22 protein-coding genes are annotated in these 25,791 nt (G+C 70.2%); 7 read left to right on the forward strand and 15 right to left on the reverse strand.

The window, feature by feature from the left end; translation table 11 throughout:
• The coding region (locus tag ACZ7J0_RS05075) for a PHP domain-containing protein (RefSeq protein ID WP_470884153.1) at nucleotides 1–1,181 on the reverse strand (1,181 nt) is incomplete at its 3' end.
• A 168-nt stretch (nucleotides 1,182–1,349) separates the two neighbouring features.
• Here ACZ7J0_RS05075 and ACZ7J0_RS05080 point away from each other — a divergent pair.
• The 5 genes from ACZ7J0_RS05080 (at nucleotide 1,350) to ACZ7J0_RS05100 (ending at nucleotide 7,456) form a co-directional block, all read left to right on the forward strand.
• On the forward strand, nucleotides 1,350–2,675 hold the full coding sequence (locus ACZ7J0_RS05080) for a DUF2252 domain-containing protein (protein ID WP_470884155.1): 1,326 nt from the start codon (nucleotides 1,350–1,352) through the stop codon (nucleotides 2,673–2,675).
• An 83-nt stretch (nucleotides 2,676–2,758) separates the two neighbouring features.
• Nucleotides 2,759–3,442 (forward strand): hypothetical protein, encoded by a 684-nt coding sequence (locus ACZ7J0_RS05085; RefSeq protein WP_470884157.1) that lies wholly within the window; start codon nucleotides 2,759–2,761, stop codon nucleotides 3,440–3,442.
• 74 nt (nucleotides 3,443–3,516) lie between these two features.
• Complete coding sequence (locus ACZ7J0_RS05090; protein ID WP_470884159.1) at nucleotides 3,517–4,332, forward strand: thioredoxin domain-containing protein; 816 nt, start codon at nucleotides 3,517–3,519, stop codon at nucleotides 4,330–4,332.
• A 123-nt stretch (nucleotides 4,333–4,455) separates the two neighbouring features.
• Nucleotides 4,456–6,135 (forward strand): alkaline phosphatase D family protein, encoded by a 1,680-nt coding sequence (locus ACZ7J0_RS05095; RefSeq protein WP_470884161.1) that lies wholly within the window; start codon nucleotides 4,456–4,458, stop codon nucleotides 6,133–6,135.
• A 325-nt stretch (nucleotides 6,136–6,460) separates the two neighbouring features.
• Complete coding sequence (locus ACZ7J0_RS05100; protein WP_470884163.1) at nucleotides 6,461–7,456, forward strand: zinc metalloprotease; 996 nt, start codon at nucleotides 6,461–6,463, stop codon at nucleotides 7,454–7,456.
• A 21-nt stretch (nucleotides 7,457–7,477) separates the two neighbouring features.
• On the opposite strand, the gene ACZ7J0_RS05105 is transcribed toward ACZ7J0_RS05100, so the two are convergent.
• On the reverse strand, nucleotides 7,478–8,047 hold the full coding sequence (locus tag ACZ7J0_RS05105) for a dienelactone hydrolase family protein (RefSeq protein ID WP_469118900.1): 570 nt from the start codon (nucleotides 8,045–8,047) through the stop codon (nucleotides 7,478–7,480).
• Between the two features lie 31 nt (nucleotides 8,048–8,078).
• On the opposite strand from ACZ7J0_RS05105, the gene ACZ7J0_RS05110 reads away from it, so the two are divergent.
• A complete protein-coding gene (locus ACZ7J0_RS05110) occupies nucleotides 8,079–9,248 on the forward strand; it encodes a mechanosensitive ion channel family protein (RefSeq protein WP_470884165.1) in 1,170 nt (389 codons plus the stop codon).
• A 9-nt stretch (nucleotides 9,249–9,257) separates the two neighbouring features.
• On the opposite strand, the gene ACZ7J0_RS05115 is transcribed toward ACZ7J0_RS05110, so the two are convergent.
• The 5 genes from ACZ7J0_RS05115 to ACZ7J0_RS05135 form a co-directional block, all read right to left on the reverse strand.
• On the reverse strand, nucleotides 9,258–10,844 hold the full coding sequence (locus ACZ7J0_RS05115) for a Na+/H+ antiporter (RefSeq protein ID WP_470884167.1): 1,587 nt from the start codon (nucleotides 10,842–10,844) through the stop codon (nucleotides 9,258–9,260).
• Nucleotides 10,845–10,973: 129 nt separating this feature from the next.
• Nucleotides 10,974–11,480, reverse strand: coding sequence for a GNAT family N-acetyltransferase (locus tag ACZ7J0_RS05120; RefSeq protein WP_470884169.1), 507 nt, complete (start codon nucleotides 11,478–11,480; stop codon nucleotides 10,974–10,976).
• Nucleotides 11,477–12,418 carry an RluA family pseudouridine synthase gene (locus tag ACZ7J0_RS05125; protein WP_469118106.1) on the reverse strand — a complete coding sequence of 314 codons (942 nt, stop codon included), beginning with the start codon at nucleotides 12,416–12,418 and terminating at the stop codon, nucleotides 11,477–11,479. The genes ACZ7J0_RS05120 and ACZ7J0_RS05125 overlap by 4 nt, the downstream gene beginning before the upstream one ends.
• A 30-nt stretch (nucleotides 12,419–12,448) precedes the next feature.
• Entirely contained in the window at nucleotides 12,449–13,015 is a 567-nt protein-coding gene (gene lspA / locus ACZ7J0_RS05130) for a signal peptidase II (RefSeq protein WP_470884171.1), read from the reverse strand.
• A gap of 79 nt (nucleotides 13,016–13,094) precedes the next feature.
• Nucleotides 13,095–14,348, reverse strand: coding sequence for a TraR/DksA family transcriptional regulator (locus ACZ7J0_RS05135; RefSeq protein ID WP_470884173.1), 1,254 nt, complete (start codon nucleotides 14,346–14,348; stop codon nucleotides 13,095–13,097).
• A 562-nt stretch (nucleotides 14,349–14,910) separates the two neighbouring features.
• Between ACZ7J0_RS05135 and ileS the strand changes: the two genes are divergently transcribed.
• Nucleotides 14,911–18,039: an isoleucine--tRNA ligase gene (gene ileS, locus ACZ7J0_RS05140; protein ID WP_470884175.1), complete on the forward strand. Its 3,129-nt coding sequence runs from the start codon at nucleotides 14,911–14,913 to the stop codon at nucleotides 18,037–18,039.
• Nucleotides 18,040–18,649: 610 nt separating this feature from the next.
• Here ileS and ACZ7J0_RS05145 read toward each other — a convergent pair.
• From ACZ7J0_RS05145 to murG, 8 genes are all read right to left on the reverse strand, one after another.
• Nucleotides 18,650–19,780: a DivIVA domain-containing protein gene (locus ACZ7J0_RS05145; protein ID WP_470884176.1), complete on the reverse strand. Its 1,131-nt coding sequence runs from the start codon at nucleotides 19,778–19,780 to the stop codon at nucleotides 18,650–18,652.
• A gap of 55 nt (nucleotides 19,781–19,835) precedes the next feature.
• A complete protein-coding gene (locus tag ACZ7J0_RS05150; RefSeq protein WP_470884178.1) occupies nucleotides 19,836–20,126 on the reverse strand; it encodes a YggT family protein in 291 nt (96 codons plus the stop codon).
• Nucleotides 20,127–20,195: 69 nt separating this feature from the next.
• Entirely contained in the window at nucleotides 20,196–20,819 is a 624-nt protein-coding gene (locus tag ACZ7J0_RS05155; protein ID WP_470884180.1) for a cell division protein SepF, read from the reverse strand.
• 124 nt (nucleotides 20,820–20,943) lie between these two features.
• The gene (locus tag ACZ7J0_RS05160; RefSeq protein ID WP_470884182.1) at nucleotides 20,944–21,663 is read right to left on the reverse strand and encodes a YggS family pyridoxal phosphate-dependent enzyme; all 720 of its coding nucleotides are present in this window, start codon (nucleotides 21,661–21,663) and stop codon (nucleotides 20,944–20,946) included.
• Between the two features lie 6 nt (nucleotides 21,664–21,669).
• Nucleotides 21,670–22,386, reverse strand: a complete 717-nt coding sequence (gene pgeF, locus ACZ7J0_RS05165; protein ID WP_470884183.1) for a peptidoglycan editing factor PgeF — start codon at nucleotides 22,384–22,386, stop codon at nucleotides 21,670–21,672.
• Between the two features lie 17 nt (nucleotides 22,387–22,403).
• On the reverse strand, nucleotides 22,404–23,603 hold the full coding sequence (gene ftsZ, locus ACZ7J0_RS05170) for a cell division protein FtsZ (protein WP_470884184.1): 1,200 nt from the start codon (nucleotides 23,601–23,603) through the stop codon (nucleotides 22,404–22,406).
• A 279-nt stretch (nucleotides 23,604–23,882) separates the two neighbouring features.
• Nucleotides 23,883–24,680, reverse strand: coding sequence for a cell division protein FtsQ/DivIB (locus ACZ7J0_RS05175; protein WP_470884186.1), 798 nt, complete (start codon nucleotides 24,678–24,680; stop codon nucleotides 23,883–23,885).
• A 13-nt stretch (nucleotides 24,681–24,693) separates the two neighbouring features.
• Complete coding sequence (gene murG / locus ACZ7J0_RS05180) at nucleotides 24,694–25,788, reverse strand: undecaprenyldiphospho-muramoylpentapeptide beta-N-acetylglucosaminyltransferase (protein ID WP_470884187.1); 1,095 nt, start codon at nucleotides 25,786–25,788, stop codon at nucleotides 24,694–24,696.
• Between the last annotated feature and the right edge of the window lie 3 nt (nucleotides 25,789–25,791).

The following is a 25,791-nucleotide window of genomic DNA, read 5'->3' on the forward strand; positions in this document are numbered from 1 at the left end:
TCGGTGATGCCCATGGCGTACGCCACGATAGAACCGGCCGCCGAACCACGGCCCGGGCCGACCGCGATGCCCTGCTTCTTGGCCCACATGATGAAGTCGGCGACGACGAGGAAGTACCCCGGGAACCCCATCTGGATGATGACGTCCATCTCGTACTCGGCCTGCTTCTGCCGGTCCTCGGGGACGCCGCCGGGGAAGCGGCGCTCCATGCCCCGGCGCACCTCCTCCTGGAACCAGGTGACCTCGGTGTAGCCCGCGGGGATGTCGAACTTCGGCATCAGGTTCCTCGCGACGAACATGCCGTCGGTCGAGACCTGCTCGGCTACCAGAAGGGTGTTGCGGCACCCCTCCTGCCAGGCGTCCGAGGAGTCGATGGCGTACATCTCGTCCGTGGACTTCAGGTAGTAGCCGGTGCCGTCGAACCGGAAGCGGTCCGGGTCGGAGAGGTTCTTGCCGGTCTGGATGCACAGCAGGGCGTCGTGCGCGGTCGCCTCGTGCGCGTAGGTGTAGTGCGAGTCATTGGTGACGAGCGGCGGGATGCCGAGCTTCTTGCCGATCTCCAGGAGCCCGTCGCGGACGCGGCGCTCGATCTCGATGCCGTGGTCCATCAGCTCCAGGAAGTAGCGCCCCTCCCCGAAGATGTCCTTGTAGTCGGAGGCCGCCTGCACGGCCTCGTCGAACTGGCCCAGGCGCAGCCGGGTCTGGACCTCGCCGGAGGGGCAGCCGGTGGAGGCGATGAGCCCCTCGGACCACTGGGAGATCGTCTCCTTGTCCATCCGGGGCCACTTCTGCAGCCAGCCCTCGGCGTACGCGTCCGAGGAGAGCCGGAAGAGGTTGTGCAGCCCCTTCTCGTTGGCCGCCCAGATGGTCTTGTGGGTGTAACCACCCGAGCCGGAGACGTCGTCGCGCTTCTGGTGCGGCTGTCCCCATTGGATCTTCCGCTTGTTCCGGCGGGACTCAGGGGCGACATAGGCCTCGATGCCGATGATCGGCGTCACCCCCGCCTTCTTCGCCGAGTGGAAGAAGTCGTACGCGCCGTGCAGGTTGCCGTGGTCGGACATGGCGATGTGCGTCATGCCCATCTCATTGCAGGCGTTGAACATGTCCTTGAGCCGCGCGGCACCGTCCAGCAGGGAGTACTGGGTGTGGACGTGAAGGTGCGTGAAGGGCGGCTTGGTCACGGTGCGAGGCCTCCGGAAACAGTGGGCGACAGTCTGGGGGGACAGCGTGGAAGTCTACGTCGCCCCACTGACAGACGCCGGGCACTCGCGAGTACCTTCGTCCGTTGGAGAGGGACGCGCACCCGTCCCGTTCGGTCATGTACAGCTTGCACCAGGAGGCACCCAGCGATGTCGGTCCACCAGCCCACGGCCGGCGAGCGCGGCGAGGAGATCCTCGCCGTCTTCGACACCGCCTTCGGGCAGCTCCTGGCCGCCGACCCGGCGGCGTTCCGGGTGAAGTTCCGGAAGATGGCCGCCTCGGCCTTCGCCTTCTACCGGGGTACGGCCTGCCTCTTCTACAACGACCTGGAGCGGGAGCGGCACGGCGGCCCGTACCTGGACGAGCGCACCGGCCGGGTCTGGATCCACGGCGATCTGCACGCCGAGAACTTCGGCACGTACATGGACGCCAACGGCCGGCTGATCTTCAACGTCAATGACTTCGACGAGGCGTACGTCGGTCCGTTCACCTGGGACCTCAAGCGGCTGTCCGCCTCGCTGGCGCTCATCGGCTACACCAAGGCGCTCAGCGACGACCAGATCACCGAGCTGGTGCGGATCTACGCCGCCGCCTACCGCGAGCGCATCCACTCGCTGGCGACCGGCGCCAAGAACGACGAGGTGCCGCCCTTCACGCTGGACACCGCCGAGGGGCCGCTCCTCGACGCACTCCGCGACGCCCGCTCGCTGACCCGGTTCGGGCTCCTCGACTCGATGACCGAGATCCGGGACTTCGAACGCCGGTTCTCCTCCGGCGGCGGCTCGATCGAGCTGGACGCGGCGACCCGCTACAAGATCCTGGCGGCCTTCGACGGCTATCTGGAGACGCTGCCGGAATCCTCCCTGACCCGCCCCGACTCGTACCGTGTGAAGGACGTCGTCGGGCGTCGCGGCATCGGCATCGGCTCGGCCGGCCTCCCCTCGTACAACATCCTTCTGGAGGGCAACAGCGACGCCCTGGAGAACGATGTCGTGATCTACATGAAGCAGGCCCAGACCCCGGCGGTGTCGCGCCATGTGACGGACGCGGCGGTTCGGGAGTACTTCCAGCACGAGGGCCACCGCACGGTGATCTCGCAGCGCGCTCTCCAAGCGCACGCCGACCCGTGGCTGGGCTGGACCGAGCTGGACGGCTCCGGCCAGCTGGTCGCCGAGGTCTCGCCGTACGCGGTGGACCTGGACTGGTCCGACGTCGACGACCCGGAGGAGATCGCGGCGACCGTCGCCGACCTCGGCCGCGCGACGGCCACGATGCACGCGGCGGCGGACGACGAGAGCGGCCACTCGCTGGTGCCGTTCTCCACCGAGCGGGCCATCGACGCGGCGATCGCCGCCGACGAGGACGGCTTCGGGGACCTGCTGGTGGACTTCGCGCACAGCTACGGCGCCCGGGCGCGCGCGGATCACCAGATCTTCGTGGACCTGTTCCGCAACGGGCGGATCCCGGGGCTGTAGCCGTGCCGAGCGGCGGGTTTCTCAGGGTTTCCTCAGGATTCTCTTAAGGACCCCTTACCGCCGGACATGGCACACTCTCGCCGATGGACATATCAGGGACGCGGCTCAGGGGGCTGCGGGCGGCGCTCTTCACGGCAGTGGTCGTGACGCTGTCCGCCGCCTCCCATGTGCTGCTGTCCCGGGTCCCGCTGCCGCTCTTGACGGTGGCGCTCGTGGCGGCCGGTGTCTTCGCCGTGGCGTACGGCCTGGCCGGCCGTGAGCGCGGCTTCTGGCCCATCGCGGGGCTGCTCGTCCCGCTGGAGCTCGCGGCCGACACCGTGTTCACCACCGGCCAACACGTCTGTTACGGCCCGGCCGGCGGCCCCGTGGCGGGTTCGCTGCGGTCCGTCGGCGTCGACGTGCTGTGCGGCGGCGGTGTCGGCGCCCCGCTGCCCGGCGTGGTCGCGCCCGACAGCGGCGCGGCGGCCCTGCTCAGCTCCCCGGACCCGGCGCTGCCCTGGCTGCTGCTGGCCGCCCACGTCTCCGTCGGCCTGGTCGCCACGGCCTGGCTGCGGCGCGGGGAGACGGCGCTCGTCCGGCTCGCCGGCGCCGTGGCCGCCTTCGCCTTCCGGCCCCTGTCGCTGGTGGCTGCCCTGTCCGGCGCGCCCCGCCCGGCCGTACGGCGTGGTGGGCGGCCGGTGGACCGGCCTCGCCCGTCCCGTACCCGCTTCCTCGTGCACTCCGTGGGACGCCGAGGACCTCCCCGCACCGGGTTCGTCCTCGCCTGAGCACCGCGGTCCGCCACGCACCCGCGGTCCGCCCTTCCTCTTCTCTCTTTTTCACGTCCACGGAGAACACGATCATGAGTGCACGCAACAGCCACGCCAACAAGGCCGCCGCCCGCGAGCGGCTGCGCGCCGAGCGCGAGCGCCAGGCCAAGAAGGACAGGACCCGCCGGCAGATCATCGTCGGGGCGTCGATCGTCGGTGTCCTCGCCGTCGCCGGCGGCATCGGCTACGCCGTGACGCAGGCCAACAAGCCGGGCCACTGGGAAGCCGCCAAGAAGCAGACCGGCGTCACCGCGCCGAAGAACACCTCGGGCACCAACGGGACCACCGTCGTCATCGGCAAGCCGACGGCCAAGAAGACGCTGGAGCTGTACGAGGACTCGCGCTGCCCGATCTGCGCGACCTTCGAGCAGGCGGTCGGCGAAACGGTGAAGAGGGACGTCGACGCCGGCAAGTACAAGATCAAGTACATCGGCGCCACCTTCATCGACAACGCCGGCCAGGGTGAGGGCTCGAAGAACGCCCTCTCCGCGCTGGGCGCCGCGCTCAATGTCAGCCCCGACGCCTTCCTCCAGTACAAGGCCGCGCTGTACTCCGCGAAGTTCCACCCGGAGGAGAGCCAGGACAAGTTCGCCAAGGACTCCTACCTGCTGGAGGTGGCCGACTCGGTCGCCGCGCTCAAGGGCAACGCGGAGTTCAGGAAGAACGTCGAGGACGGGACCTTCGACGCCTGGGCCATGAAGATGTCGGCCGCCTTCGACGACAGCGGCGTGACCGGCACGCCGACGCTGAAGATGGACGGCAAGACGATCACCGCGGAGGGCGCCCAGAACGCGCCCATGACGGTGGAGCAGTACAACGCCGCGATCGCCAAGGCCCTCAAGGGCTGAGGCCCTTCGGGGCGATCCTGGGGGACGAGCGGGGTACATGGGGCACCTCTCTCGGCCGACGGGCAGGCGAACTTCCGGTTTTCGCCTGCCCGTTCGGCTTACCCATGAGTAATCTGACTGCCCGTGACCAGTCGACACATACCCCACATACGCCCTGCTCACGAGGGCCTCGGCAGCAGACCCAGCCGCCGTACGGTCGTGAAGGCCGCTGCCGCCACCGCCGTCGCGGCCCCCGTCCTGGCGGCCGCCGCCTCCCCCGCCGTCGCCGGCACCACGGCGCCGGCCTTCCTCCACGGCGTCGCCTCCGGTGACCCGCTCCCCGACGGCGTCCTGCTGTGGACGCGCGTCACCCCGTCCGCCGACGCCGTGCCCGGCTCGGGCAAGGGCCCGGACACCGACGTGACCTGGGAGGTCGCCGAGGACAAGGGCTTCACCCGGATCACCGCCCGGGGGACCGCCACCGCGACGGCGTCCTCGGACCACACGGTCAAGGCCGACGTCAGGGGCCTGAGCCAGGCGACCACCTACTACTACCGCTTCTCGGCCGGCGGAACGCTCTCGCCGGTGGGCCGCACCCGCACCACCCCGGCCGTCGACGCCACCACGCCCGGTGTCCGCTTCGGCGTGGTCTCCTGCGCCAACTGGGAGTCGGGCCACTTCTCCGCCTACCGCCACCTCGCCGCCCGCGCCGACCTCGACGCGGTCATCCATCTCGGCGACTACATCTACGAGTACGCGACCGGCGGCTACCCGGCCGAGAAGTACGTCGTACGACAGCACGAGCCGAAGCACGAGATCGTCTCGCTCGCCGACTACCGCACCCGGCACGGCCACTACAAGACGGACGCCGATCTGCGGGCGCTGCACGCCGCCCATCCGGTCATCGCGATCTGGGACGACCACGAGTTCGCCAACGACGCCTGGTCGGGCGGCGCGGAGAACCACACGCCGGGCACCGAGGGCGAGTGGGCGTCGCGTGCGGCGGCCGCGAAGCAGGCGTACTTCGAGTGGATGCCGGTCCGCGCCTCCACCGAGGGCACGGTCTACCGTCGGCTGCGCTTCGGCAGACTGGCCGATCTGCATCTGCTGGATCTGCGCACCTTCCGTTCGCAGCAGGCCTCGGTGGGCAGCGGAAAGGTCGACGACCCGGAGCGCACGCTCACCGGCCGGGCGCAGCTGGACTGGCTGAAGGCCGGGCTCTCCTCCTCGGACTCGGCCTGGAAGCTGGTCGGCACCTCGGTGATGATCTCGCCGGTCGCCTTCGGGTCCGTGCCGGCCCATCTGCTCGGGCCGATCGGCGAGTTGCTGGGGCTGCCCAAGGAGGGCCTGGCGGTCAATGTCGACCAGTGGGACGGCTACACCGACGACCGCAGGGAGCTGCTGGCGCACCTCACCGGACAGGGGATCCGGAACACCGTCTTCCTGACCGGCGACATCCATATGGCCTGGGCCAATGACGTACCGGTGAAGGCGGCGACGTATCCGCTGTCCCCGTCGGCGGCCACCGAGTTCGTGGTGACGTCGGTGACCTCGGACAACCTCGACGACATCCTGCATGTCGCGCCGGGGACCGTCTCGCTGGTCGCGGCCACCGCGGTGAAGGCCGCCAACCGTCATGTGAAGTGGCTGGACATGGACCATCACGGGTACGGCGTACTCGATGTCACGGCGGCCCAGGCGCAGATGGACTACTACACACTCTCGGACAAGGCGAAGCCGGACGCCACGGCGGCATGGATCCGCTCTTATCGGACGCTGAGTGGAACGCAGAAGGTCGAGCGGGTGTACCGCCCGGTGAACTGACGGGTCGACAGAGGCGATTTTCAGCCAGTTGATCTTCTATTAACAGGAGATCACATCACTACGGCGGGTGGCGTGTTCGAGCGATCGAATCCGGACACACCACCCGCCTCGGTAGCTGGTTTCGTTACGTGCAGATCTCAAACTCCGGAACGGGCAAGAGAATTTCTTCCGGATGTCCCTATTCCCCCCATGATTGATTGGGCCTGATCGTTCCTCATCAAGATCTGTCATGGCCCCGTAATGTCCCCGCGGTGGCGAGGAAAGCCCTCCCACAAACCCCCCGCGAGGAGTCACCATGCGTGCTCTTGCCCGAATTTCACCGCGTATGACACGTCGCATACTCGGTACGGCAGCCCTGGCCGGATCCCTGGCGCTGGCCCCGCTCTCCGCCCCCACCGGAGTAGCGGCCGCCTCGGCCCCGACCACCGCTGCCGCCACGGGCACCACCTCCGACGAGTGCGCCGAGGGCACGGGCGCGAGCGCCACGGCCCGTGAGTCCCGCCCCTCGGGCGGCGCCCACGTCAACGAGCCCAACGAGGTCACCGAGGCCAAGGCCAAGGCCATGGACGCGGACCTGAAGAAGAGACTCGACGCGGCCCGCGCCAAGGGCCGCCTCAGCGGCAACGCGCTCGACGCGGCCACCGTCACGAGCATCCCGGTCTACTTCCACGTCATCCACAGCGGTACGACCGGCAAGCTCAGCGCCACCGCCGTCAACAACCAGATGGCGGTTCTCAACGCGGCCTACGCCGGCCAGGGCACCGGCAACGTCAACTCCAACTTCCAGTTCACGCTGGCCGCGACGGACTACACCGACAACGCCTCCTGGTACAACCTGACCTCGGGCTCGACCGCCGAGAAGCAGATGAAGTCGACCCTGCGCAAGGGCGGCGCCGGCGCGCTGAACTTCTACACGGCCAACCTCGGCGGCGGGCTGCTCGGCTGGGCGACCTTCCCGTCGTCGTACGCCTCCAACCCGTCCCAGGACGGTGTGGTCGTCCTCGACACCTCACTGCCCGGCGGTTCCGCCGCGAACTACAACGAGGGCGACACGGCCACCCACGAGGTCGGCCACTGGATGGGGCTCTACCACACCTTCCAGGGCGGCTGCAATGGAAACGGGGACTACGTCTCCGACACGCCGGCCGAGAAGAGCGCCGCGTACCAGTGCCCGACCGGCCGTGACACCTGCGCCTCCAAGGCCGGTGTGGACCCGATCCACAACTTCATGGACTACACGTACGACGCCTGCATGTACCAGTTCACCACGGGCCAGGTGACGCGCATGAACGACAGCTGGACCGCCTACCGCGCGGGCTGACCCTCCCGGAGGGCCACCACGCTAGAGGCTCTCCAGGAACGCCAGCGCGATCGTCCAGGTCTGCTCGGCCGCGGCCTTGTCGTAGTCGGGCAGATCGGGATCGGTGTAGAGGTGCCCGGCGCCCGGATAGCGGTACACCTCGGTGTCCGCGCCGGCCCTCTGCATCCGCAGGTACCAGGCGGTCAGCCAGTCGTGCGACTCGAACGGGTCGGGGTCGGCGACGTGCAACTGGACCGGCAGCTCGTCGACCGAGGCGTTCTCGGCGAGGTCGGACGTGCCGTGCAGCAACAGAAGTCCACGCGCCTTGTCGTCGCCCAGCGCGAGCGTCTGCGCGACGGACGCGCCGAGCGAGAAGCCGGCGTAGACGAGACCGCGCTCCGAGTAGGGCGCGGCGGCCATGATGGCCCTCTTCAGCAGCTCTTCCTTGCCGATCCGCTCCCTGAGCTCCAGACCCTCCTCGATCGTCTCGGCGGTTTGACCGTCGAAGAGGTCGGGCACGTGCACGTGGTGCCCGGCCTCGCGCAGCCGTTCGGCTGCCGCGTGCACGGCCGGGCGCAGACCGTAGACCGAATGGAAGAGCATGATGTCCATACCGGTCATCCTGCCATTGAGCGACGGAGACATGGATAACGTGCTGCGCCCGTTGACCGTCTTCGGTGGCTCGGTCCTGCTCACGCTCACGGTCGGCTGGCTCGTCGACCTGATGCTGCGCCGAGTCGCCGCCAAGCATCACGACACACCCCTGTGGGAGCTGCTGCGCCGCTGCCGGGTGCCCCTCCAGGTGGTCCTGCTGACCGGCCTGCTCCGGGGACTGTTCCGGCAGAGCGACTGGCGGGTGATCGAGGAGCACGAGACCGGTATCGGCCGGTTCCTCACCCTGATACTGATCGGCGCCGGCGCCTGGCTGGTGACCCGTATCGTCGCCGCCGTCGTCGAGTCCACCTACGCCCGGTACGCGTCCACCACCCGCGACGCCGCCCGGGTCCGCCGGGTCCGTACCCAGGTCACCCTGATCATGCGGATCGTGACCGCCGTGGTCGCCGTGGTCGCCGTCGCCGCCATGCTGCTGACCTTCCCGGACTTCCGCACCATCGGCACGTCGATGCTGGCCTCCGCGGGCATCATCGGCATCGTCGCCGGTGTGGCCGCGCAGTCCACGCTCGGCAATCTCTTCGCCGGCTTCCAGATCGCCTTCGGCGACATGGTGCGCATAGGCGACACCGTGGTCGTGGACGGCGAGTGGGGCGTGGTGGAGGAGGTCACGCTCACCTTCCTCGCCGTACGGACATGGGACGAGCGCCGGATCACGATGCCGGTGTCGTACTTCACCAGCAAGCCCTTCGAGAACTGGTCGCGCGGCGGAGCCCAGATGACCGGGACGGTCTTCTTCCACCTCGACCACTCCGCGCCCCTGCCCGAGATGCGCGACAAGCTCAAGGACATCCTCGCGGACTGCGCGGCGTGGGACGGCCGCGACTGGAGCCTCGCGGTGACCGACACGACGCCCACCACCCTGCAGGTACGGGCCGTGGTCACCGCGAAGGACGCGGACGACGTCTGGACGGTGCGGTGCACCGTACGCGAGCAGATGGTCGCCTGGCTCCACGAGATCCACCCGTACGCGCTGCCCAGGGTCGCGACGGCGCAGGCCGCGCTGGTGCCCCGGCGCGGCGGCGCGGGACCCGACATGCGGGCGCCCCGGCCCTCGGAGATCCACAGCAACAACGCCGACGCCTATGTGGACGCCGCCGCGAAGGAGAACGGGGAGCCACCGCGCACCGGCCGGGGCTGACTCCGGGCCTCAGCGCAGGCTGCGTACGTCCAGCTGCCGCAGCACCCGGTCGACGACCTCCGGGTCGGCGCCGGGCTCGCTGCGCGCCGAGAGCACCTCGTGGCGGGCGGCCGACATCATCTCGCGCTGGATGCGCTGCACGGCCTTGAACCGTTCGCCGCGCTGGGCGAGGGCCGCCCGCCGCTCCTCGTCCAGCATGTCCGGGCTGATCCGCGCCCCGATGTCGAAGGCGCCGCGGAGCAGACGCTCCTGCACCTCCTCGGGAAGTTCCTCGACCTCCTCGATCTCCTTGAGCCGGCGCTTGGCGGCCTTGGCGGCGCGGATCGCGAGGTCGCGCTCCAGTTCCCGCTCGGCGTCCGTGTCGGCGCGCACGCCGAGCTTCCTCACCAGCCACGGCAGGGTGAGGCCCTGGACGACCAGGGTTGTCATGATCACGCAGAAGGCGATGAAGACCATCTCGTCGCGCCCCGGGAACGGCTCACCCGTGTCCGTACGGAGGGGAATGGCGAGGGCGAGCGCCACCGAGGCCACGCCCCGCATCCCCGACCACCACATCACGACGGTCTCCCGCCAGGTCGTGGGGATCTCCTCGTCGTAGTCCCGGCGCTTGTGCAGCTTCTTGGCGGCCCATGTCGCGGGCAGCAGCCACAGCAGCCGTACGCCGATCACGACGGCGACGATCACCGCTCCCCAGCCGAACATCTCCAGCTCCCGGCCGTCCGCCAGCCCGAAGACATGGTGCAGTTCCAGCCCGATGAGACCGAAGGCGATGCCGGTCACGAGCGTGTCGACGATCTGCCAGAAGGTCTGCCCGGCGAGCCGTCCCATCACGTCGTCGGCGTCAAGGGCGTGCTCGGCGAGGAAGAGCGCGGTGACCAGCACGGCCAGCACGCCGGAGCCCAGCAGCTCCTCGGCGAGGACATAGCTGACGAAGGGGACGAGGAGCGTCAGGCCGGTCTGCAGGGTGGCGTCGTCGAGCAGCCCCATCAGTTTGTTGGTGATCCAGCCCAGGGCGAGTCCCACGACGACGGCGACGACGGCGGACAGGACGAGCTCACCGACCGCGCGGGGCCAGGAGAACGTCCCACTGACGGCGGCCGCGATCGCCACGTGGTACAGCACGATGGCGGTGACGTCGTTGAACAGCCCCTCGCCCTCCAGGATCGACACGAGCCTGCGGGGCAGTCCGAGCGACCCGGCGACGGCGGTGGCGGCGACCGGGTCGGGCGGCGCGACGAGCGCCCCGAGCGCGACGGCGGCGGCGAGGGGCAGCACCGGGACGAGCGCGTTGGCGACGGCGGCGACGGCGGCCGTCGTGACGAAGACCAGCGCCACGGCGAGCAGGAAGATGGGGCGCATGTTGGCGGCGAACTGCCGCCAGGAGGTGCGCTGCACGGTGGCGTAGAGCAGCGGCGGCAGCACCAGCGGGAGGATCAGCTCCGGCGGGATGTCGACGTTCGGCACGAAGGGCAGGAACGCGAGGACGACACCGGCGACCGTCATGAGCACCGGCGCGGGCAGCCCGAGCCGGTCACCGAGGGGTACGGTCAGCAGGGCGCCGAGCAACAGCACGAACAGCAGCGCCAGTTGATCCACGGGGAAGCCCTCCGGCCCTTCGGCACGTCGATGATCAGGGCCTCAACCCTGCCACGCGCCTTCCCGTATCCCCATGAATCACCCCTGCGACGCCGGTCACGCCGATCACACTCCGCACACCGACAGGGCCTAAAGGGGCCGGCGCATCGCGCGGTGCGCGATGCCCGCGTCGAAGAACTCGGGACCGTACGCCTCGTACCCCAGCCGCTCGTAGAAGCCGAGCGCCTGCGTCTGCGCGTGCAGGTCGACCGCCGTCAGACCGCGCTCCCGCGCCGCGCCCTCGATCGCCCGGACCAGTGCCACGCCGACTCCGAGGCCGCGCGCCGCCTTCGAGACGGCGAGCCGGCCGAGCGAGCCCACGCCCTCGTCGCCGCCCGTCTTGCCGGCCGCGTCGGCGCCGCGCAGCAGGCGCCCGGTCCCCAGCGGCAGCCCGTCCTCACGCACCGCGAGGACGTGCACGGCCGTCGCGTCGTACGCGTCGTACTCGAGCTCGCTCGGCACCCCCTGTTCGACCACGAACACGTCCCTGCGGACGGCGAAGCAGGCCTCCCGGTCGGCCGGGTCCACGGCTTCCCGCACGACGAAGGACGCGGGGGAGGGCGAGGGCGAGGGCGAGGGCGTCGACGCCGTGCTCACTGGCTCTCCGCCGCGATCTTCTCCAGCGCACTCTGCAGGTCGGCCGGGTAGCCGCTCTCGTACTCCACCCACTGACCGTCCGACGGGTGCTCGAAGCCCAGCCGCACGGCGTGCAGCCACTGCCGGGTCAGCCCCAGGCGCTTGGCCATCGTCGGGTCGGCGCCGTACGTCAGGTCGCCGACACAGGGGTGCCGGTGCGCGGACATGTGCACCCGGATCTGGTGCGTGCGGCCCGTCTCCAGCTTGATGTCGAGCAGCGACGCCGCCCGGAACGCCTCGATCAGGTCGTAGTGGGTCACCGACGGCTTGCCCTCCGCCGTCACGGCCCACTTGTAGTCGTGGTTCGGGTGCCGCCCGATCGGCGCGTCGATCGTGCCGCTCATGGGGTCCGGGTGGCCCTGCACCAGCGCGTGGTAGCGCTTGTCGACGACCCGCTCCTTGAACTGCGCCTTGAGCAGCGTGTACGCGCGCTCGGACTTGGCGACGACCATCAGGCCGGACGTGCCGACGTCGAGCCGGTGCACGATGCCCTGGCGCTCGGCCGCTCCCGAGGTCGAGATGCGGTACCCGGCCGCCGCGAGGCCGCCGATCACCGTCGTCCCGGTCCAGCCGGGGCTGGGGTGCGCGGCCACGCCGACCGGCTTCACGATCACGACGATGTCGTCGTCGTCGTGGACGATCTCCATGCCCTCGACGGGCTCGGCCACGATCTGCACCGGCGCGGCCGCGCCGGGCATCTCCACCTCGAGCCAGGCGCCGCCGCTCACGCGCTCGGACTTGCCGACCACCGAGCCGTCGACCTGGACCTTCCCGGAGGCGGCCAGCTCGGCCGCCTTCGTACGGGAGAACCCGAACATACGGGCGATGGCGGCGTCGACGCGCTCGCCCTCCAGGCCATCGGGAACGGGCAGGGTTCTGATCTCGGGACTCGTACTCACCCGTCGAGTATGCCGGACGCCACCGACACGTCAGTCCTTGTGGACGGTTCCGTCGGGGTCGAGACCCTTGAAGGAAAGGATCACGATCAGGAAGCCGCCGCACACGATCGCCGAGTCCGCGAGGTTGAAGACGGCGAAGTGGGCGGGGGCGATGAAGTCGACGACCGCGCCCTCGAAGACGCCCGGGGCGCGGAAGATCCGGTCGGTGAGATTGCCCAGCGCGCCACCGAGGAGCAGTCCGAGCGCGATGGCCCACGGCAGGCTGTACAGCTTCCGTGCCAGCCGGGCGATCACGATGATCACGGACGCCGCGATCACCGTGAAGATCACGGTGAAGGCCTCGCCGAACCCGAAGGCCGCGCCCGGGTTGCGGATCGCCGCGAGCTTCAGCAGATCACCGATGAGCTCGATCGGCTCGTGGTGCTCCAGCTTGGCCACCACGATCATCTTGCTGACCAGGTCCAAGAGATAGGCGACGGTCGCCACGGCGAAGAGCACGGCGATCCGGCGCCTGCCCTTCGGGCGCTCGGCCGGCGCCGCGGCCTCGTCGGCTCCTGCTGAATCCGGCGTACCGATGACGCTCTCCGCCTCTGCCACGTGAGTCCCTCAACCTAGGTGCCTGACTGTGCACGAGGGTACGGCACACCTGTACGGACCGGGCCCGACCCGGGACCTCTCAACCCCGCCTCTCCTGCTTCTGCTTGTCCTCGACGCAGAGAGTGGCCCTCGGGAAGGCCTGCATCCTGGCCTTGCCAATCGGCTTCCCGCAGATCTCGCACAGTCCGTACGTACCCGCTTCGAGCCGCTGGAGCGCGTGCTCGGTCTGCTCCAGCATCTCGCGGGCGTTGGCGGCCAGCGCGATCTCGTGCTCGCGCGTGATGTTCTTGGCACCGGTGTCGGCCTGGTCGTCGCCCGCGCCGTCCCCGGAGTCCCGCATGAGGCCCGTCAGCGCGGCCTCGGACGCGGCGATCTCGTTGCTGAGCCTGGTCGCCTCGCTCTCCAGCTCGGCCCTCGCCTCGGCGACCTCCTCGGGGGTCCATGGCTCCTCGCCCGGGCGTACGGCGAGCTCTCCGGCAGCCCGGGCCGGCGGCACGGCACTCGCGGCCGCACCCCCCTCGGCGTCGAGGTCGGCCGTCGTGGTCACGTCCACGGTCTTCTTCGCTGCCACCGTGCTGGCTCCCGTCTGCTCCACGGCCGCAGGCGCGGCCTTCTCGGCGGTCTTACTGGCGGCGGACTTCTTGGCCGCGGACTTCTTCGTTGGAGATTTCTTCGCTGGGGATTTCTTCGCTGGCGTCTTCTTGGGCGTGGACTCGGTCGGCGCGGTGGTCCCGGCCTGCTCGGCCGGCTCCCCGTCGGACGGGCCCTTCTTCGCCGAGGCGGCGCTCTTCTTGGCGGTCTTCTTGGCGGTCTTCTTGGCGGCGGTCTTCTCGGTCGTGACCTTCGCGGAGGCCTTCTTCTCGGCGGTCTTCTTCTCGGCGGACTTGGCGGGCGCCTTCGCCGTGATCTTCTTCGCGGCGCCCTTCTTCGCCACCGCCTTCTTCACGGCCTTCTTCACGGCCTTCGCCGTGGCCTTCTTCCCCGCGGCCTTCTTCCCCTCGGTCTCCTCCGCAGTCTTCCCCGGGTGCGACGGAGACGTCGGAGGCGACTTCCCGGCCGGGGGCGGCGCCCCCGGCCCGCCGGCCGCGTCGGCAGCGTCCGCGCTCCCGGTGGCCTTCCGGGCCACCGCGCGCTTCGTGGAGGTGGTCTTCTTCGCGACGCGCTCCCGCGCCACCGACGTCTTCTTCGGAGCCGCGGACTTCTTCGCGGCGGCCTTCTTCGCGACCGTGCTCTTCTTGCCGGTCACGTCCTTGGCCGTCGCGCCCGCCGCGGTCGACCCGGCGGGCGTCCTCTTTTCGGCGACCTTCTTCGCGGCGGTCTTCTTCGCCACCATGTCGCGGCCCCTTCACATTTTGTGATCTTGCTCGCGCATCGTGCTGGGACGATAAATCGACCCCAGCCCCGCGGCAACGGGGCACGCCGCCGGTCGGGGCCCGCCCCTGCCCCAGGCAGGCGAGCCTGCATCCGTTGTGCCCAGCTCCCCGCCCTGTAATCCGCCCCACCGGCCCCCGGGAGCCCGCCCTCACCCGTATGACCATTCGGGTCACGCCGGGACCCGGGGACGCCCCGCCGAAACGCGGTCGGCCGACCCCCGCCCGGGCCCGTACACTGGGCCCAGCGAAAGGCTTGGATGGGGACGAGTAGCGTCGTACGCAGCCATGAGCGACCCGGGGACGGTGAGAGCCCGGGGGCGAGCCCGATGTGAAGCATCACCCCGGAGCCGCCGGAAGAACGCCACGGGACGCCCCCGCGGCAAGTAGACCCGGCATCGCGCCCCAATGAGGGGGCTCGGGGCCATGCGCCCGGGGCCAAGGAGGGTGGTACCGCGGGAGCCGCGCAGCACGGCGCTCTCGTCCCTCCGGACGGAACGAGAAGCATCCGCCGGAGGAAGATCGATGACGTACCGCCAGGTGCCCGCCCAGGTCGACCTGCCCGCGCTCGAGCACGCCGTGCTCGATTTCTGGCGCGAGAGCAAGGTCTTCGCCAAGAGCCTCGAGCAGTCCGAGGGCCGCCCCGAGTGGGTGTTCTACGAAGGGCCGCCGACCGCCAACGGCATGCCCGGCGCGCACCACATCGAGGCCCGCGTCTTCAAGGACGTCTTCCCGCGCTTCCGGACCATGCGGGGCTACCACGTGGCCCGCAAGGCCGGCTGGGACTGCCACGGCCTGCCCGTGGAGCTCGCCGTCGAGAAGGAGCTCGGCTTCGCCGGCAAGAAGGACATCGAGGCGTACGGCATCGCCGAGTTCAACGACAAGTGCCGCGAGTCGGTGACCCGGCACACCGACGCGTTCGCCGAGCTCACGACCCGTATGGGCTACTGGGTCGACCTCGACGACGCGTACCGGACGATGGACCCCTCGTACATCGAGTCCGTGTGGTGGTCCCTGAAGGAGATCTTCAACAAGGGCCTGCTCGTCCAGGACCACCGCGTCGCCCCCTGGTGCCCCCGCTGCGGCACCGGCCTGTCGGACCACGAGCTGGCGCAGGGCTACGAGACGGTCGTCGACCCGTCGGTCTTCGTCCGCTTCCCGCTGACCTCGGGCCCGCTGGCGGGCGAGGCCGCGCTGCTGGTCTGGACGACGACCCCCTGGACCCTGGTCTCCAACACCGCCGTGGCGGCCCACCCCGAGGTCACCTACGTCGTCGCCACGAACGGCGAGGAGAAGCTCGTCGTCGCGCAGCCGCTGCTGGAGAAGGCGCTGGGCGAGGGCTGGGAGGCCACCGGCCAGCCGTTCACGGGCGCCGAGATGGAGCGCTGGACGTACGAACGCCCCTTCTCGCTCGTCGAGTTCCCGGCCCCGGCCCACTACGTCGTCAACGCCGACTACGTGACCACCGAGGACGGTACGGGTCTGGTCCACCAGTCCCCCGCCTTCGGTGAGGACGACCTCAAGGTCTGCCGCGCGTACGGCCTGCCCGTGGTGAACCCGGTCCGCCCCGACGGCACCTTCGAGGAGGACGTGCCGATGGTCGGCGGCGTCTTCTTCAAGAAGGCGGACGAGAAGCTGACCGCGGACCTGGACGCCCGGGGCCTGCTCTTCAAGCACATCCCGTACGAGCACAGCTACCCGCACTGCTGGCGCTGCCACACGGCGCTGCTCTACTACGCGCAGCCGTCCTGGTACATCCGGACGACCGCGGTGAAGGACCGGCTCCTCGAGGAGAACGAGAACACCAACTGGTTCCCGGACTCGGTCAAGCACGGCCGCTTCGGCGACTGGCTGAACAACAACATCGACTGGGCGCTCTCCCGCAACCGCTACTGGGGCACGCCGCTGCCGATCTGGCGCTGTGAGGAGAACCACCTCACCTGCGTCGGCTCGCGCGCCGAGCTGACGGAGCTGACGGGCGAGGACCAGTCGTCGCTGGACCCGCACCGCCCGTACATCGACGACGTGACCTTCCCGTGCCCGACGTGCCAGGAGACGGCGACGCGCGTTCCGGAGGTCATCGACGCCTGGTACGACTCGGGCTCGATGCCGTTCGCCCAGTGGGGCTACCCGTACAAGAACAAGGAGCTGTTCGAGAGCCGGTACCCGGCGCAGTTCATCTCCGAGGCGATCGACCAGACGCGTGGGTGGTTCTACACGCTGATGGCGGTCGGGACGCTCGTCTTCGACAAGTCGTCGTACGAGAACGTGGTCTGCCTGGGCCACATCCTCGCCGAGGACGGTCGCAAGATGTCCAAGCACCTGGGGAACATCCTGCAGCCGATCCCGCTCATGGACCAGCACGGCGCGGACGCCGTGCGGTGGTTCATGGCGGCGGGCGGCTCGCCCTGGGCGGCGCGGCGCGTGGGCCACGGCACCATCCAGGAAGTGGTCCGCAAGACGCTCCTCACGTACTGGAACACGGTGGCGTTCCAGGCCCTGTACGCCCGTACGGCGGGCTGGTCCCCGTCGGAGGCGGACCCGGCGCCGGCGGACCGGCCCGTGCTGGACCGCTGGCTGCTGAGCGAGCTGCACGCGCTGGTGGACCAGGTGACGCAGGCGCTGGAGGGGTACGACACCCAGCGGGCCGGCAAGCTGCTGTCGGCGTTCGTCGACGACCTGTCGAACTGGTACGTGCGGCGCTCGCGCCGCCGGTTCTGGCAGGGCGACAAGGCGGCGCTGCGGACGCTGCACGAGGTGATCGAGACGGTGACCCGTCTGATGGCCCCGCTGACGCCGTTCATCACGGAGCGGGTCTGGCAGGACCTGGTGGTGCCGGTGACGCCGGGCGCCCCGGAGTCGGTCCACCTCTCCACCTGGCCGGCGGCCGATCTGGACGCCATCGACCCGGCCCTCTCGTCCCAGATGGCGCTGGTACGCCGTCTGGTGGAGCTGGGCAGGGCGACGCGTGCGGAGTCGGGCGTGAAGACGCGCCAGCCGCTCTCCAGGGCCCTGGTGGCGGCGGCGGGCTTCGAGTCCCTCTCCACCGAGCTCCACGCACAGATCACGGAGGAGCTGAACGTCTCCTCGCTGGCGTCGCTGTCGGAGGTGGGCGGCTCGCTGGTCGACACGACGGCGAAGGCGAACTTCCGGGCGCTGGGCAAGCGCTTCGGCAAGGGCGTGCAGGACGTCGCGAAGGCGGTCGCCGCGGCGGACGCGGCGGCGCTCTCCCTGGCGCTGCGCTCCGGGACCGCGACGGTGTCGGTGAACGGCGAGGAGGTGACCCTCTCTCCCGAGGAGGTCATCATCACCGAGACCCCGCGCGAGGGCTGGTCCGTCGCCTCGGACTCGGGCGCGACGGTGGCCCTCGACCTGGAGATCACCCCGGAGCTCCGGAAGGCGGGCCTGGCGCGTGACGCGATCCGCCTGATCCAGGAGGCCCGCAAGAACAGCGGCCTGGACGTCGCGGACCGCATCGCCCTGCGCTGGTCGTCCGACTCCCCGGAAACGACGGAGGCCCTGACGGCCCACGCGGCCCTGATCGCGGACGAGGTCCTCTCCACGGACTACGCCACCGGCCCGGCCGACTCCACCTACGGTCCCGCCTTCACGGACGAGTCCCTGTCCCTGACGTTCCACCTCCGCAAGGCGTAACGCCCTCCTGAAAGGCCCGGCCCCGAGGGGGGCCGGGCCTTTTCGCTTCCTCCCACCCCGCCCCTTCCCAAAACACCACCGAGCCCGGCGCCTGCGGAGGGCCCGGAGAGCGGTCCTGGGCGCGGAGGGCCTCGGCGGGCGCGAGGCCGTAGCTCAGCCGTAGGACCAACGGCACGCAAGCCAGCACCCTCGGCAGGGCTGGGCCACCGACGCGGCGTGAGGGCACGCCCCCCGCGGGGTCTGGCCCGCGCCGGCTTGGCCCGGTCCTCGGGCCCTTGGACGTACCCGGCCAGGTGCGGGCGTATGTGGCTGTCCACCGGGGCCGACCGGGCAGAGCCCAGTCTCGGTCAGAGAGCGAGCCGGGGACCAGCCGCCCCAAGCGCCACCCCCGTGACCGGGTGCCCCCCGCGCCCGCCCGGCGAAGTCCCCACCCCGCAGGTCCGGGCGGAGCCCGGTTTCGGGAAGGGGCGGGGAGGGGGAAAGGCCCGCCGCAGGCGCCCCCGCACCCCGTCCGCCCCCACCCGCGAAAAGGGCCGGGCCCGGGACATGTGTCCCGGGCCCGGCCCTCAGCCTGCCGACGGCTACGCGCTCACCGCGCGCCCCGCCCCCGTCAGTTGTCGTCCTCGTCGATCAGGAATCCCCGCATCGGCGACGGTGCCTGCTGCATCGGCTGCGGCGCCTGCGGCCTCACCGGTGCCATCGGCTGGGTCATCGCCGGCGACATCTGCTGCTGGTTCCCGTACGAGGGGCCACCCATCGACGGGCCTCCGCCCATCGTCTGGTTGCCGCCGTACGACGGCGCGCTCGCACCGGCCGACGCCATGGACGGCGACGGCGGCAGCGACGCGGTCGCCGGCGTCCGCGGCGGGGCCAGCGAGTCGTCGGCCTGGGTCTCCAGCTGACGCAGCTGGCTCTCCAGGTACGACTTCAGACGCGTGCGGTACTCGCGCTCGAAGCCCCGCAGGTCCTCGACCTTGCGCTCCAGCGTGGCGCGGGCGGACTCCAGGGAGCCCATCGCGACGCGGTGCTTCTCCTGCGCGTCCCGCTCCAGCGCGTCCGCCTTGGCGCGGGCGTCCCGCTCCAGGCCCTCGGCGCGCGAGCGCGCCTCGCCGACGATCTTGTTCGCCTCGGAGCGGGCCTCGGCGATCGCCTGGTCGGCGGTCTGCTGGGCCAGCGAGAGGACACGCGCGGCGCTGTCGCCACCGGGGCCCTGACCGGGCTGCTGCATCTGCTGCATCTGCTGCTGCTGCTGCATCTGCGGCGCGTGGCCCATCTGGCCACCCATCGTGCCGCCCATGGGTCCGCCCATCGGGCCACCCATCGGACCGCCCTGCATGGGGCCGGGGCCGTGCGGGCCCTGCGGGCCGCCCTGCATCGGGCCGGGGCCGTGACCGGGACCGGCCGGCAGCTGCGGAGCACCGGACGGCAGCTGCGGCGGACCCATCTGCGGGGGCTGCTGCTGGACCGGCGGTCCGGATATGGCGGCGGGTACGGGGGCGCCCGGACCGACGGGACGGTCCTGCTGCTCGGGCGGCTTGCGCATACCCTGCTGCTGGTTCTGCGCGGCGGCACGGGTCGCGGCGGCCAGCTTGGCGCGCAGGTCCTCGTTCTCGCGGAGCAGGCGGGTCAGTTCGGCTTCGACCTCGTCGAGGAAGGCATCGACCTCGTCCTCGTCATAGCCTTCTCGGAGGCGGACGGTCGTGAACTGCTTGTTCCGCACGTCCTCGGGGCTCAGCGGCATCTCTTCTTCACCTCTACGTAGTCGTCGGCAGTCGGCAAGACCGTATCGTCCACATTCACCTCGCGAAGCCGCTCACGATGGAGATCAGGATGTAGACGATGATCATCAGAACGAAGAAGGACAGGTCGAGTGCCACGCCCCCGAGACGCAGCGGCGGAATGAACCGCCGCAGAAGCTTGAGCGGTGGATCGGTGACAGTGTAGGTGGCCTCGAGAACGACCACCATCGCCTTGCCAGGTTGCCATGAGCGGGCGAACTGGAAGACGTAGTCCATGACCAGCCGGAAGATCAGCACGACGAGGAAGCACATCAGCACGATGTAGACCACTTGCAGTGCCACGCCCATCCCGTGCTTCCCTCTCCCCTGGCTCTCGTCTTACCGGCCTCGCGGCCGGGCTGTTCCCGGTGTCTGTTCTCAGCTCTGGTTGAAGAATCCGCCCTCTGCGATGCGGGCCTTGTCCTCCGCCGTGACATCGACGTTAGCAGGCGACAACAGGAACACCTTCTGCGTCACTCGCTCAATGCTGCCATGCAGGCCGAAGACGAGTCCCGCGGCAAAGTCGACAAGTCGCTTCGCATCGGTGTCGTCCATCTCGGTGAGGTTCATGATCACAGGGGTGCCCTCGCGGAAGTGTTCCCCGATGGTACGGGCTTCGTTGTAGGTCCGCGGGTGCAGTGTGGTGATGCGGTAGGGCTCCCGCTCGGACACGACCTTGGGCATGATCACCGGTGCGTTCTTCTCCAGGCTCGGGCGTTCAGGTGTGATGGATGCCACGGGGGCGATTCGCGCCGGACGTCCGCTTTCTACGGGTACCGCGGCAGCGTGAGGCACCGACTCCCGCTGGGCCGGAGGCTGTACGACTCGTACCGGTTCCTCCCGCTCGATCTGGTGCGGGGGCTGGTGGCGTCGCCGGTCCCGCTCGGGCTCCGGCTCCAGCTCGGGTTCGAAGTCGTCATCGGGGTCGAATCCCCGGCCGTCGTACCCATCGTCCTCCACGAGGCCGAGGTAGACCGCCATCTTGCGCATCGCGCCGGCCATTCTCTGAGTCCTCCGCTCTGTGGTGGATCGGCCTCGTCACCAAGTGCCCGCGATCCACTCGGCCTGCCCGCCTTCCAGCGGGAATGACCATATTTTCTGCTGTGGTCCGACTTGCTTGGCGACGTTACCCGAGGCGGGGTCGGTCTCCGAGTACCGCCGTACCGATGCGTACATGTGTCGCCCCGGCCGCCACGGCCTCTTCGAGATCCGCGCTCATCCCCGCCGACACCATGTTCGCAGCCGGACGAGTCGCGCGCAGGCCGGATGAGAATTCCATCAACCGCTCGAACGCCGCACGTTGGCGGCCCGCGTAGGGGCCCGCGAGCGGCGCCACCGTCATCAGCCCGTCAAGTCTCAGGCCGGGCGCGCCGTCGATCGCCGCGGCCAACTCCTCGACCCCGTCGGGCGCCACCCCGCCCCGCTCGCCCCGCTCGCCCGATTCCGCGTCGAGCGCCACCTGGATCAGACAGCCGAGTTCCCGCTCCGCCTTCACCGCCGCGCCGGACAGCGCGGTGACGAGCTTGACCCGGTCGACAGACTGCACCACATCGGCATAACCCACCACGGACCGGACCTTGTTGGTCTGCAACTGACCCACAAAGTGCCATGTGAGGTCCAGATCCGCGCACGCGGCGGCCTTCGGCGCCGCGTCCTGGTCCCGGTTCTCGGCGACGTGCCGCACCCCGAGCTCGTGCAGCAGCCGGACGTCGCTCGCCGGGTAGGTCTTGGTGACCACGATCAGGGTCACCTCCGCCCGCTTGCGACCGGCGGCCGCGCACGCGGCGGCGATACGTTCCTCCACCCGCGCGAGGTTCTCGGCGAGTTGAGTCCTGCGATCCGTCATCACCTATCAGTCCAACCAGACATATCCCGCGAGCCGCCCCGTGGTGCGGTCCCTGCGGTACGAGTAGTGGTCGCGCGATTCCAGCGTGCAGACCGCGGACGCCTGCCGGTCCCGTACGCCGAGCGCTTCGAGCTGGGCGTGGACCGCGGCGGTGACGTCGACGGCCGGGGTGCCCCAGCTGGTCTCCGACCAGGCGGCCGGCTCGACGGCCGCGACCTCGGCCCGCATCCGCGCCGGGACCTCGTAGCAGCGTCCGCAGACGGCGGGCCCGGTGCGGGCGGTGATACGGGACGGTTCGGCACCGAGCGAGACCATCGCCCCGACGGCGGCCGGGACGACCCCCGCGACCATGCCCGGCCGGCCTGCGTGGGCCGCCGCGACCACCCCCGCGACCGGGTCGGCGAGCAGAACCGGCGTGCAGTCCGCGGTGAGGACTGCGAGCGGAAGTCCGCGTCTCGCGGTCACCACCGCGTCCACGGAAGGAATGTCCCCCGTACCCCACGGCCCGTCGACCACCGCGACGTCCCGGCCGTGGACCTGGTTCATCCAGACGACCCGCGCCGGGTCGATGCCGAGGGACCCGGCGGCACGCTCGCGATTGACGCGTACGGCCTCCGGGTCGTCGCCCACGGCTCCCCCGAGATTGAGCTCTTCGTACGGAACGGCGCTCACCCCGCCCCACCTGTCGGTGAAGGCGAAGTGCGCGCCGCTCGCAGTGCCCACGTGCGGGCGCTGCTCTATCACTTCAAGAAGTCCGGGACGTCCAGCTCTTCGGCCTGGGTGTCCGGGTAGGGACGGGCCGGCGGGACCACCGGCGGGACGGCCGGCGGAAGCGAGCTGTCGCCCGCCGCCGGAACGGGCTCGGACTGAACCGGCTCGTCGCGGGTGACCGAGCCGAGCCCGAGGGACCGCGACTCGGTGCGCGACGCGGGGGCCGGCTCCTCGCGCTTGGTGGAGGTGGAGCTCAGCACGTTGTCCCGGCGGGCCGGCGGCTGTCCGCCGTCGAAGCCGGCCGCGATGACGGTGACCCGCACCTCGTCGCCGAGCGCGTCGTCGATGACCGCGCCGAAGATGATGTTCGCCTCGGGGTGGGCGGCCTCGCTCACCAGCTGGGCGGCCTCGTTGATCTCGAAGAGACCGAGGTCCGAGCCACCCGAGATGGAGAGCAGGACACCGCGGGCGCCGTCGATGGACGCCTCCAGGAGCGGCGAGGAGATCGCCATCTCCGCGGCGGCCACCGCGCGGTCGTCCCCGCGGGCGGAGCCGATCCCCATGAGCGCCGATCCGGCCTCGGACATGACCGACTTGACGTCGGCGAAGTCGAGGTTGATCAGGCCCGGGGTGGTGATGAGGTCGGTGATGCCCTGAACACCGGACAGCAGGACCTGGTCCGCCGACTTGAACGCGTCGAGCACGCTCACCTGGCGGTCCGAGATCGACAGCAGTCGGTCGTTCGGGATGACGATGAGGGTGTCGACCTCTTCGCGGAGTTCGGCGATGCCGTCCTCCGCCTGGTTGGCGCGACGCCGGCCCTCGAAGGTGAACGGGCGGGTGACCACACCGATCGTCAGGGCGCCGAGCGAGCGCGCGATGTTGGCGACGACGGGTGCGCCGCCGGTGCCGGTGCCGCCGCCTTCGCCGGCGGTGACGAAGACCATGTCGGCCCCCTTGAGGACCTCCTCGATCTCCTCACGGTGGTCCTCTGCCGCCTTGCGACCGACTGCGGGGTTGGCCCCGGCGCCGAGGCCACGGGTCAGTTCACGGCCGACGTCGAGCTTGACGTCGGCGTCGCTCATCAACAGAGCTTGCGCATCGGTGTTGATCGCGATGAACTCGACGCCCTTGAGGCCGACCTCGATCATTCGGTTGATGGCATTGACACCACCGCCGCCGACACCGATGACCTTGATGACTGCGAGGTAGTTCTGCGGTGCTGCCACGTCGAAGGCCTCTCGCCTCGAGTTACGTGTCGCCGCTGCGCGGTGCTAGTCGCGTCGCGACGACGGATGCCGATGGGACGGTCCGAAACGCCGACCCAAACCCTAACGTTGAAGTTTAGGGTTACCAGTGTGTCTGTTCGCTGGACTCTTCCGAACAGGACACTAAGTCGACAAGTGGCGCACGTTCAACGAACACGCCGAACCTCCCGTTTTTCTTTTCACCCTATGTGATCACCCATAGCGCTGACCAACCAGGGTGCTGGCCAGCGCCGATGAGCGTCAACTCCCCGACGCCGCGGGGGCACTCGGAGCGCTGACGTCGAAGTGCCCCGCTTTGGGCGTCGCCTTCATCAGGGCGGTCAGAACCCGGGCCTTGGCCTCGCCGTCCTCACCACTGCCCCAGAACACAGAGCGCCCGCCGCTCAGCTCCAGGGTGATGGAGTCGTACGAGACCACCCTGACGACACGGGTGTCCTTGGCGATTTTCTCGGGGAGTTCGCCCGTCACGCCTACTGCCTCACGCAGCAGCCGGGCGGTGTCGAAGCGGCGCAGGCTCGGTGACGCGTCGGCCTTCAGCCGGAGCAGGGCGACGCCTTGCGGGGCTTTGTCCACCGTGGCGAAACGCACACCTTTCGCGTCCACTTCGATGAACTTTCCGCCCTTTTCGACAAGGAGAACCGGCTTTCTCTCGGTCACCTTCAGACCGATACCGGTCGGCCAGGAACGGACGACATCGACCGAGTCGATACGGGGCAATTTCTCCCGCAGACGCTCCTCAATCGCACCCGTGTCGACGGAAATCAGCGGCGCGCCGATCGGGACCGCCGCGACGCTCTCGACCTCATCCGGCGTCAGAACACGTACGCCGGAGGTCTCCACGTGCTCCACCCGGAGCCACGAGGAGCCGTACAGGAGCCAGATTCCGCCCGCGGTGAGCGCGATCGCGATCGCCGTCAGCAGCAGCGCGCGGCCGGCGGGCAGCAGGGGGCGGTGGGGCGGAGACCCCTGGCGGGGCGGCCGGGCCGACGAGCCCTTCGGTGTCCTTGCGCCCCGCTCGGCGGTCGTCGGTCCGGCCATGCTCCCTGCCTTCTCACGCCTGCCGGCGTGCCGCAATCGCCTCGTACACCATGCCGACCAGCAGATCGTCGGCGTCCCTGCGGCCGAACTCGGCGGCGGCGCGGGACATCTCGTACAGCCGGTGCGGATCGGCGAGCACGGGCAGGACGTTGCCCTGGACCCACTGCGGGGTCAGCTCCGCGTCGTCGACCAGCAGTCCGCCGCCCGCCTTGACCACCGGCTGGGCGTTGAGCCGCTGTTCGCCGTTGCCGATCGGCAGCGGGACGTACGCGGCGGGCAGGCCCACGGCGGAGAGTTCGGCGACGGTCATCGCGCCCGCGCGGCAGAGCATCATGTCGGCCGCCGCGTACGCGAGGTCCATCCGGTCCACGTACGGTACCGGGATGTAGGGCGGCATCCCGGGCATGTTGTCGACGCGCGGCAGTTCGTTCTTCGGGCCGACCGCGTGCAGGATCTGGATCCCGGAGCGCTGGAGCACCGGGGCCACCTGCTGGACGACCTCGTTGAGGCGCCGGGCGCCCTGCGAGCCGCCGGAGACGAGCAGGGTCGGCAGACCGGGGTCGAGACCGAAGGCGGCGCGTGCCTCGGGGCGGACCCGGGCGCGGTCCAGCGTGGCGATGGAGTGGCGCAGCGGGATGCCGATGTAGCGGGCGCCGCGCAGCTTGCTGTCCGGCGTGGCGACGGCCACCCCGGCCGCGTAGCGGGAACCGATCTTGTTGGCGAGTCCGGGCCTGGCGTTGGCCTCGTGGACGACGATCGGCACCCCGAGCCGCTTGGCGGCGAGATAGCCGGGCAGGGCAACGTAGCCGCCGAAGCCGACGACGCAGTCGGCCTTGGTGCGCTCCAGGATCTGCTCGGCGGCCTTGATGGTGCCGCGCAGCCGTCCGGGCACGGTGATCAGCTCGGGGGTGGGCTTACGGGGCAGCGGCACGGCGGGGATGAGCGCCAACTCGTAGCCCCGCTCGGGCACCAGCCGGGTCTCCAGCCCCTTCTCCGTCCCGAGGGCCGTGATCCCCACGCTGGGGTCCTGCCTGCGCAGGGCATCGGCGAGGGCGAGCGCCGGCTCGATGTGGCCGGCGGTCCCCCCACCAGCGAGTACGACATGCACCGA

It is taken from the genome of Streptomyces sp. NPDC038280, from assembly GCF_055600045.1.

Excerpts from the sequence above, each read along its gene's own strand:
- ACZ7J0_RS05175 (WP_470884186.1), bottom strand. The coding sequence starts at position 24,680 with ATGGCCGGACCGACGACCGCCGAGCGGGGCGCAAGGACACCGAAGGGC.
- ACZ7J0_RS05155 (WP_470884180.1), bottom strand. The coding sequence starts at position 20,819 with ATGGCCGGCGCGATGCGCAAGATGGCGGTCTACCTCGGCCTCGTGGAG.
- ACZ7J0_RS05100 (WP_470884163.1), top strand. The coding sequence starts at position 6,461 with ATGACACGTCGCATACTCGGTACGGCAGCCCTGGCCGGATCCCTGGCG.
- ACZ7J0_RS05090 (WP_470884159.1), top strand. The coding sequence starts at position 3,517 with ATGAGTGCACGCAACAGCCACGCCAACAAGGCCGCCGCCCGCGAGCGG.
- ACZ7J0_RS05145 (WP_470884176.1), bottom strand. The coding sequence starts at position 19,780 with ATGCCGCTGAGCCCCGAGGACGTGCGGAACAAGCAGTTCACGACCGTC.
- ACZ7J0_RS05110 (WP_470884165.1), top strand. The coding sequence starts at position 8,079 with ATGGATAACGTGCTGCGCCCGTTGACCGTCTTCGGTGGCTCGGTCCTG.
- ACZ7J0_RS05080 (WP_470884155.1), top strand. The coding sequence starts at position 1,350 with ATGTCGGTCCACCAGCCCACGGCCGGCGAGCGCGGCGAGGAGATCCTC.
- ileS (WP_470884175.1), top strand. The coding sequence starts at position 14,911 with ATGACGTACCGCCAGGTGCCCGCCCAGGTCGACCTGCCCGCGCTCGAG.
- ACZ7J0_RS05135 (WP_470884173.1), bottom strand. The coding sequence starts at position 14,348 with ATGGTGGCGAAGAAGACCGCCGCGAAGAAGGTCGCCGAAAAGAGGACG.
- ACZ7J0_RS05160 (WP_470884182.1), bottom strand. The coding sequence starts at position 21,663 with ATGACGGATCGCAGGACTCAACTCGCCGAGAACCTCGCGCGGGTGGAG.
- ACZ7J0_RS05105 (WP_469118900.1), bottom strand. The coding sequence starts at position 8,047 with ATGGACATCATGCTCTTCCATTCGGTCTACGGTCTGCGCCCGGCCGTG.
- ACZ7J0_RS05085 (WP_470884157.1), top strand. The coding sequence starts at position 2,759 with ATGGACATATCAGGGACGCGGCTCAGGGGGCTGCGGGCGGCGCTCTTC.
- ACZ7J0_RS05150 (WP_470884178.1), bottom strand. The coding sequence starts at position 20,126 with ATGGGCGTGGCACTGCAAGTGGTCTACATCGTGCTGATGTGCTTCCTC.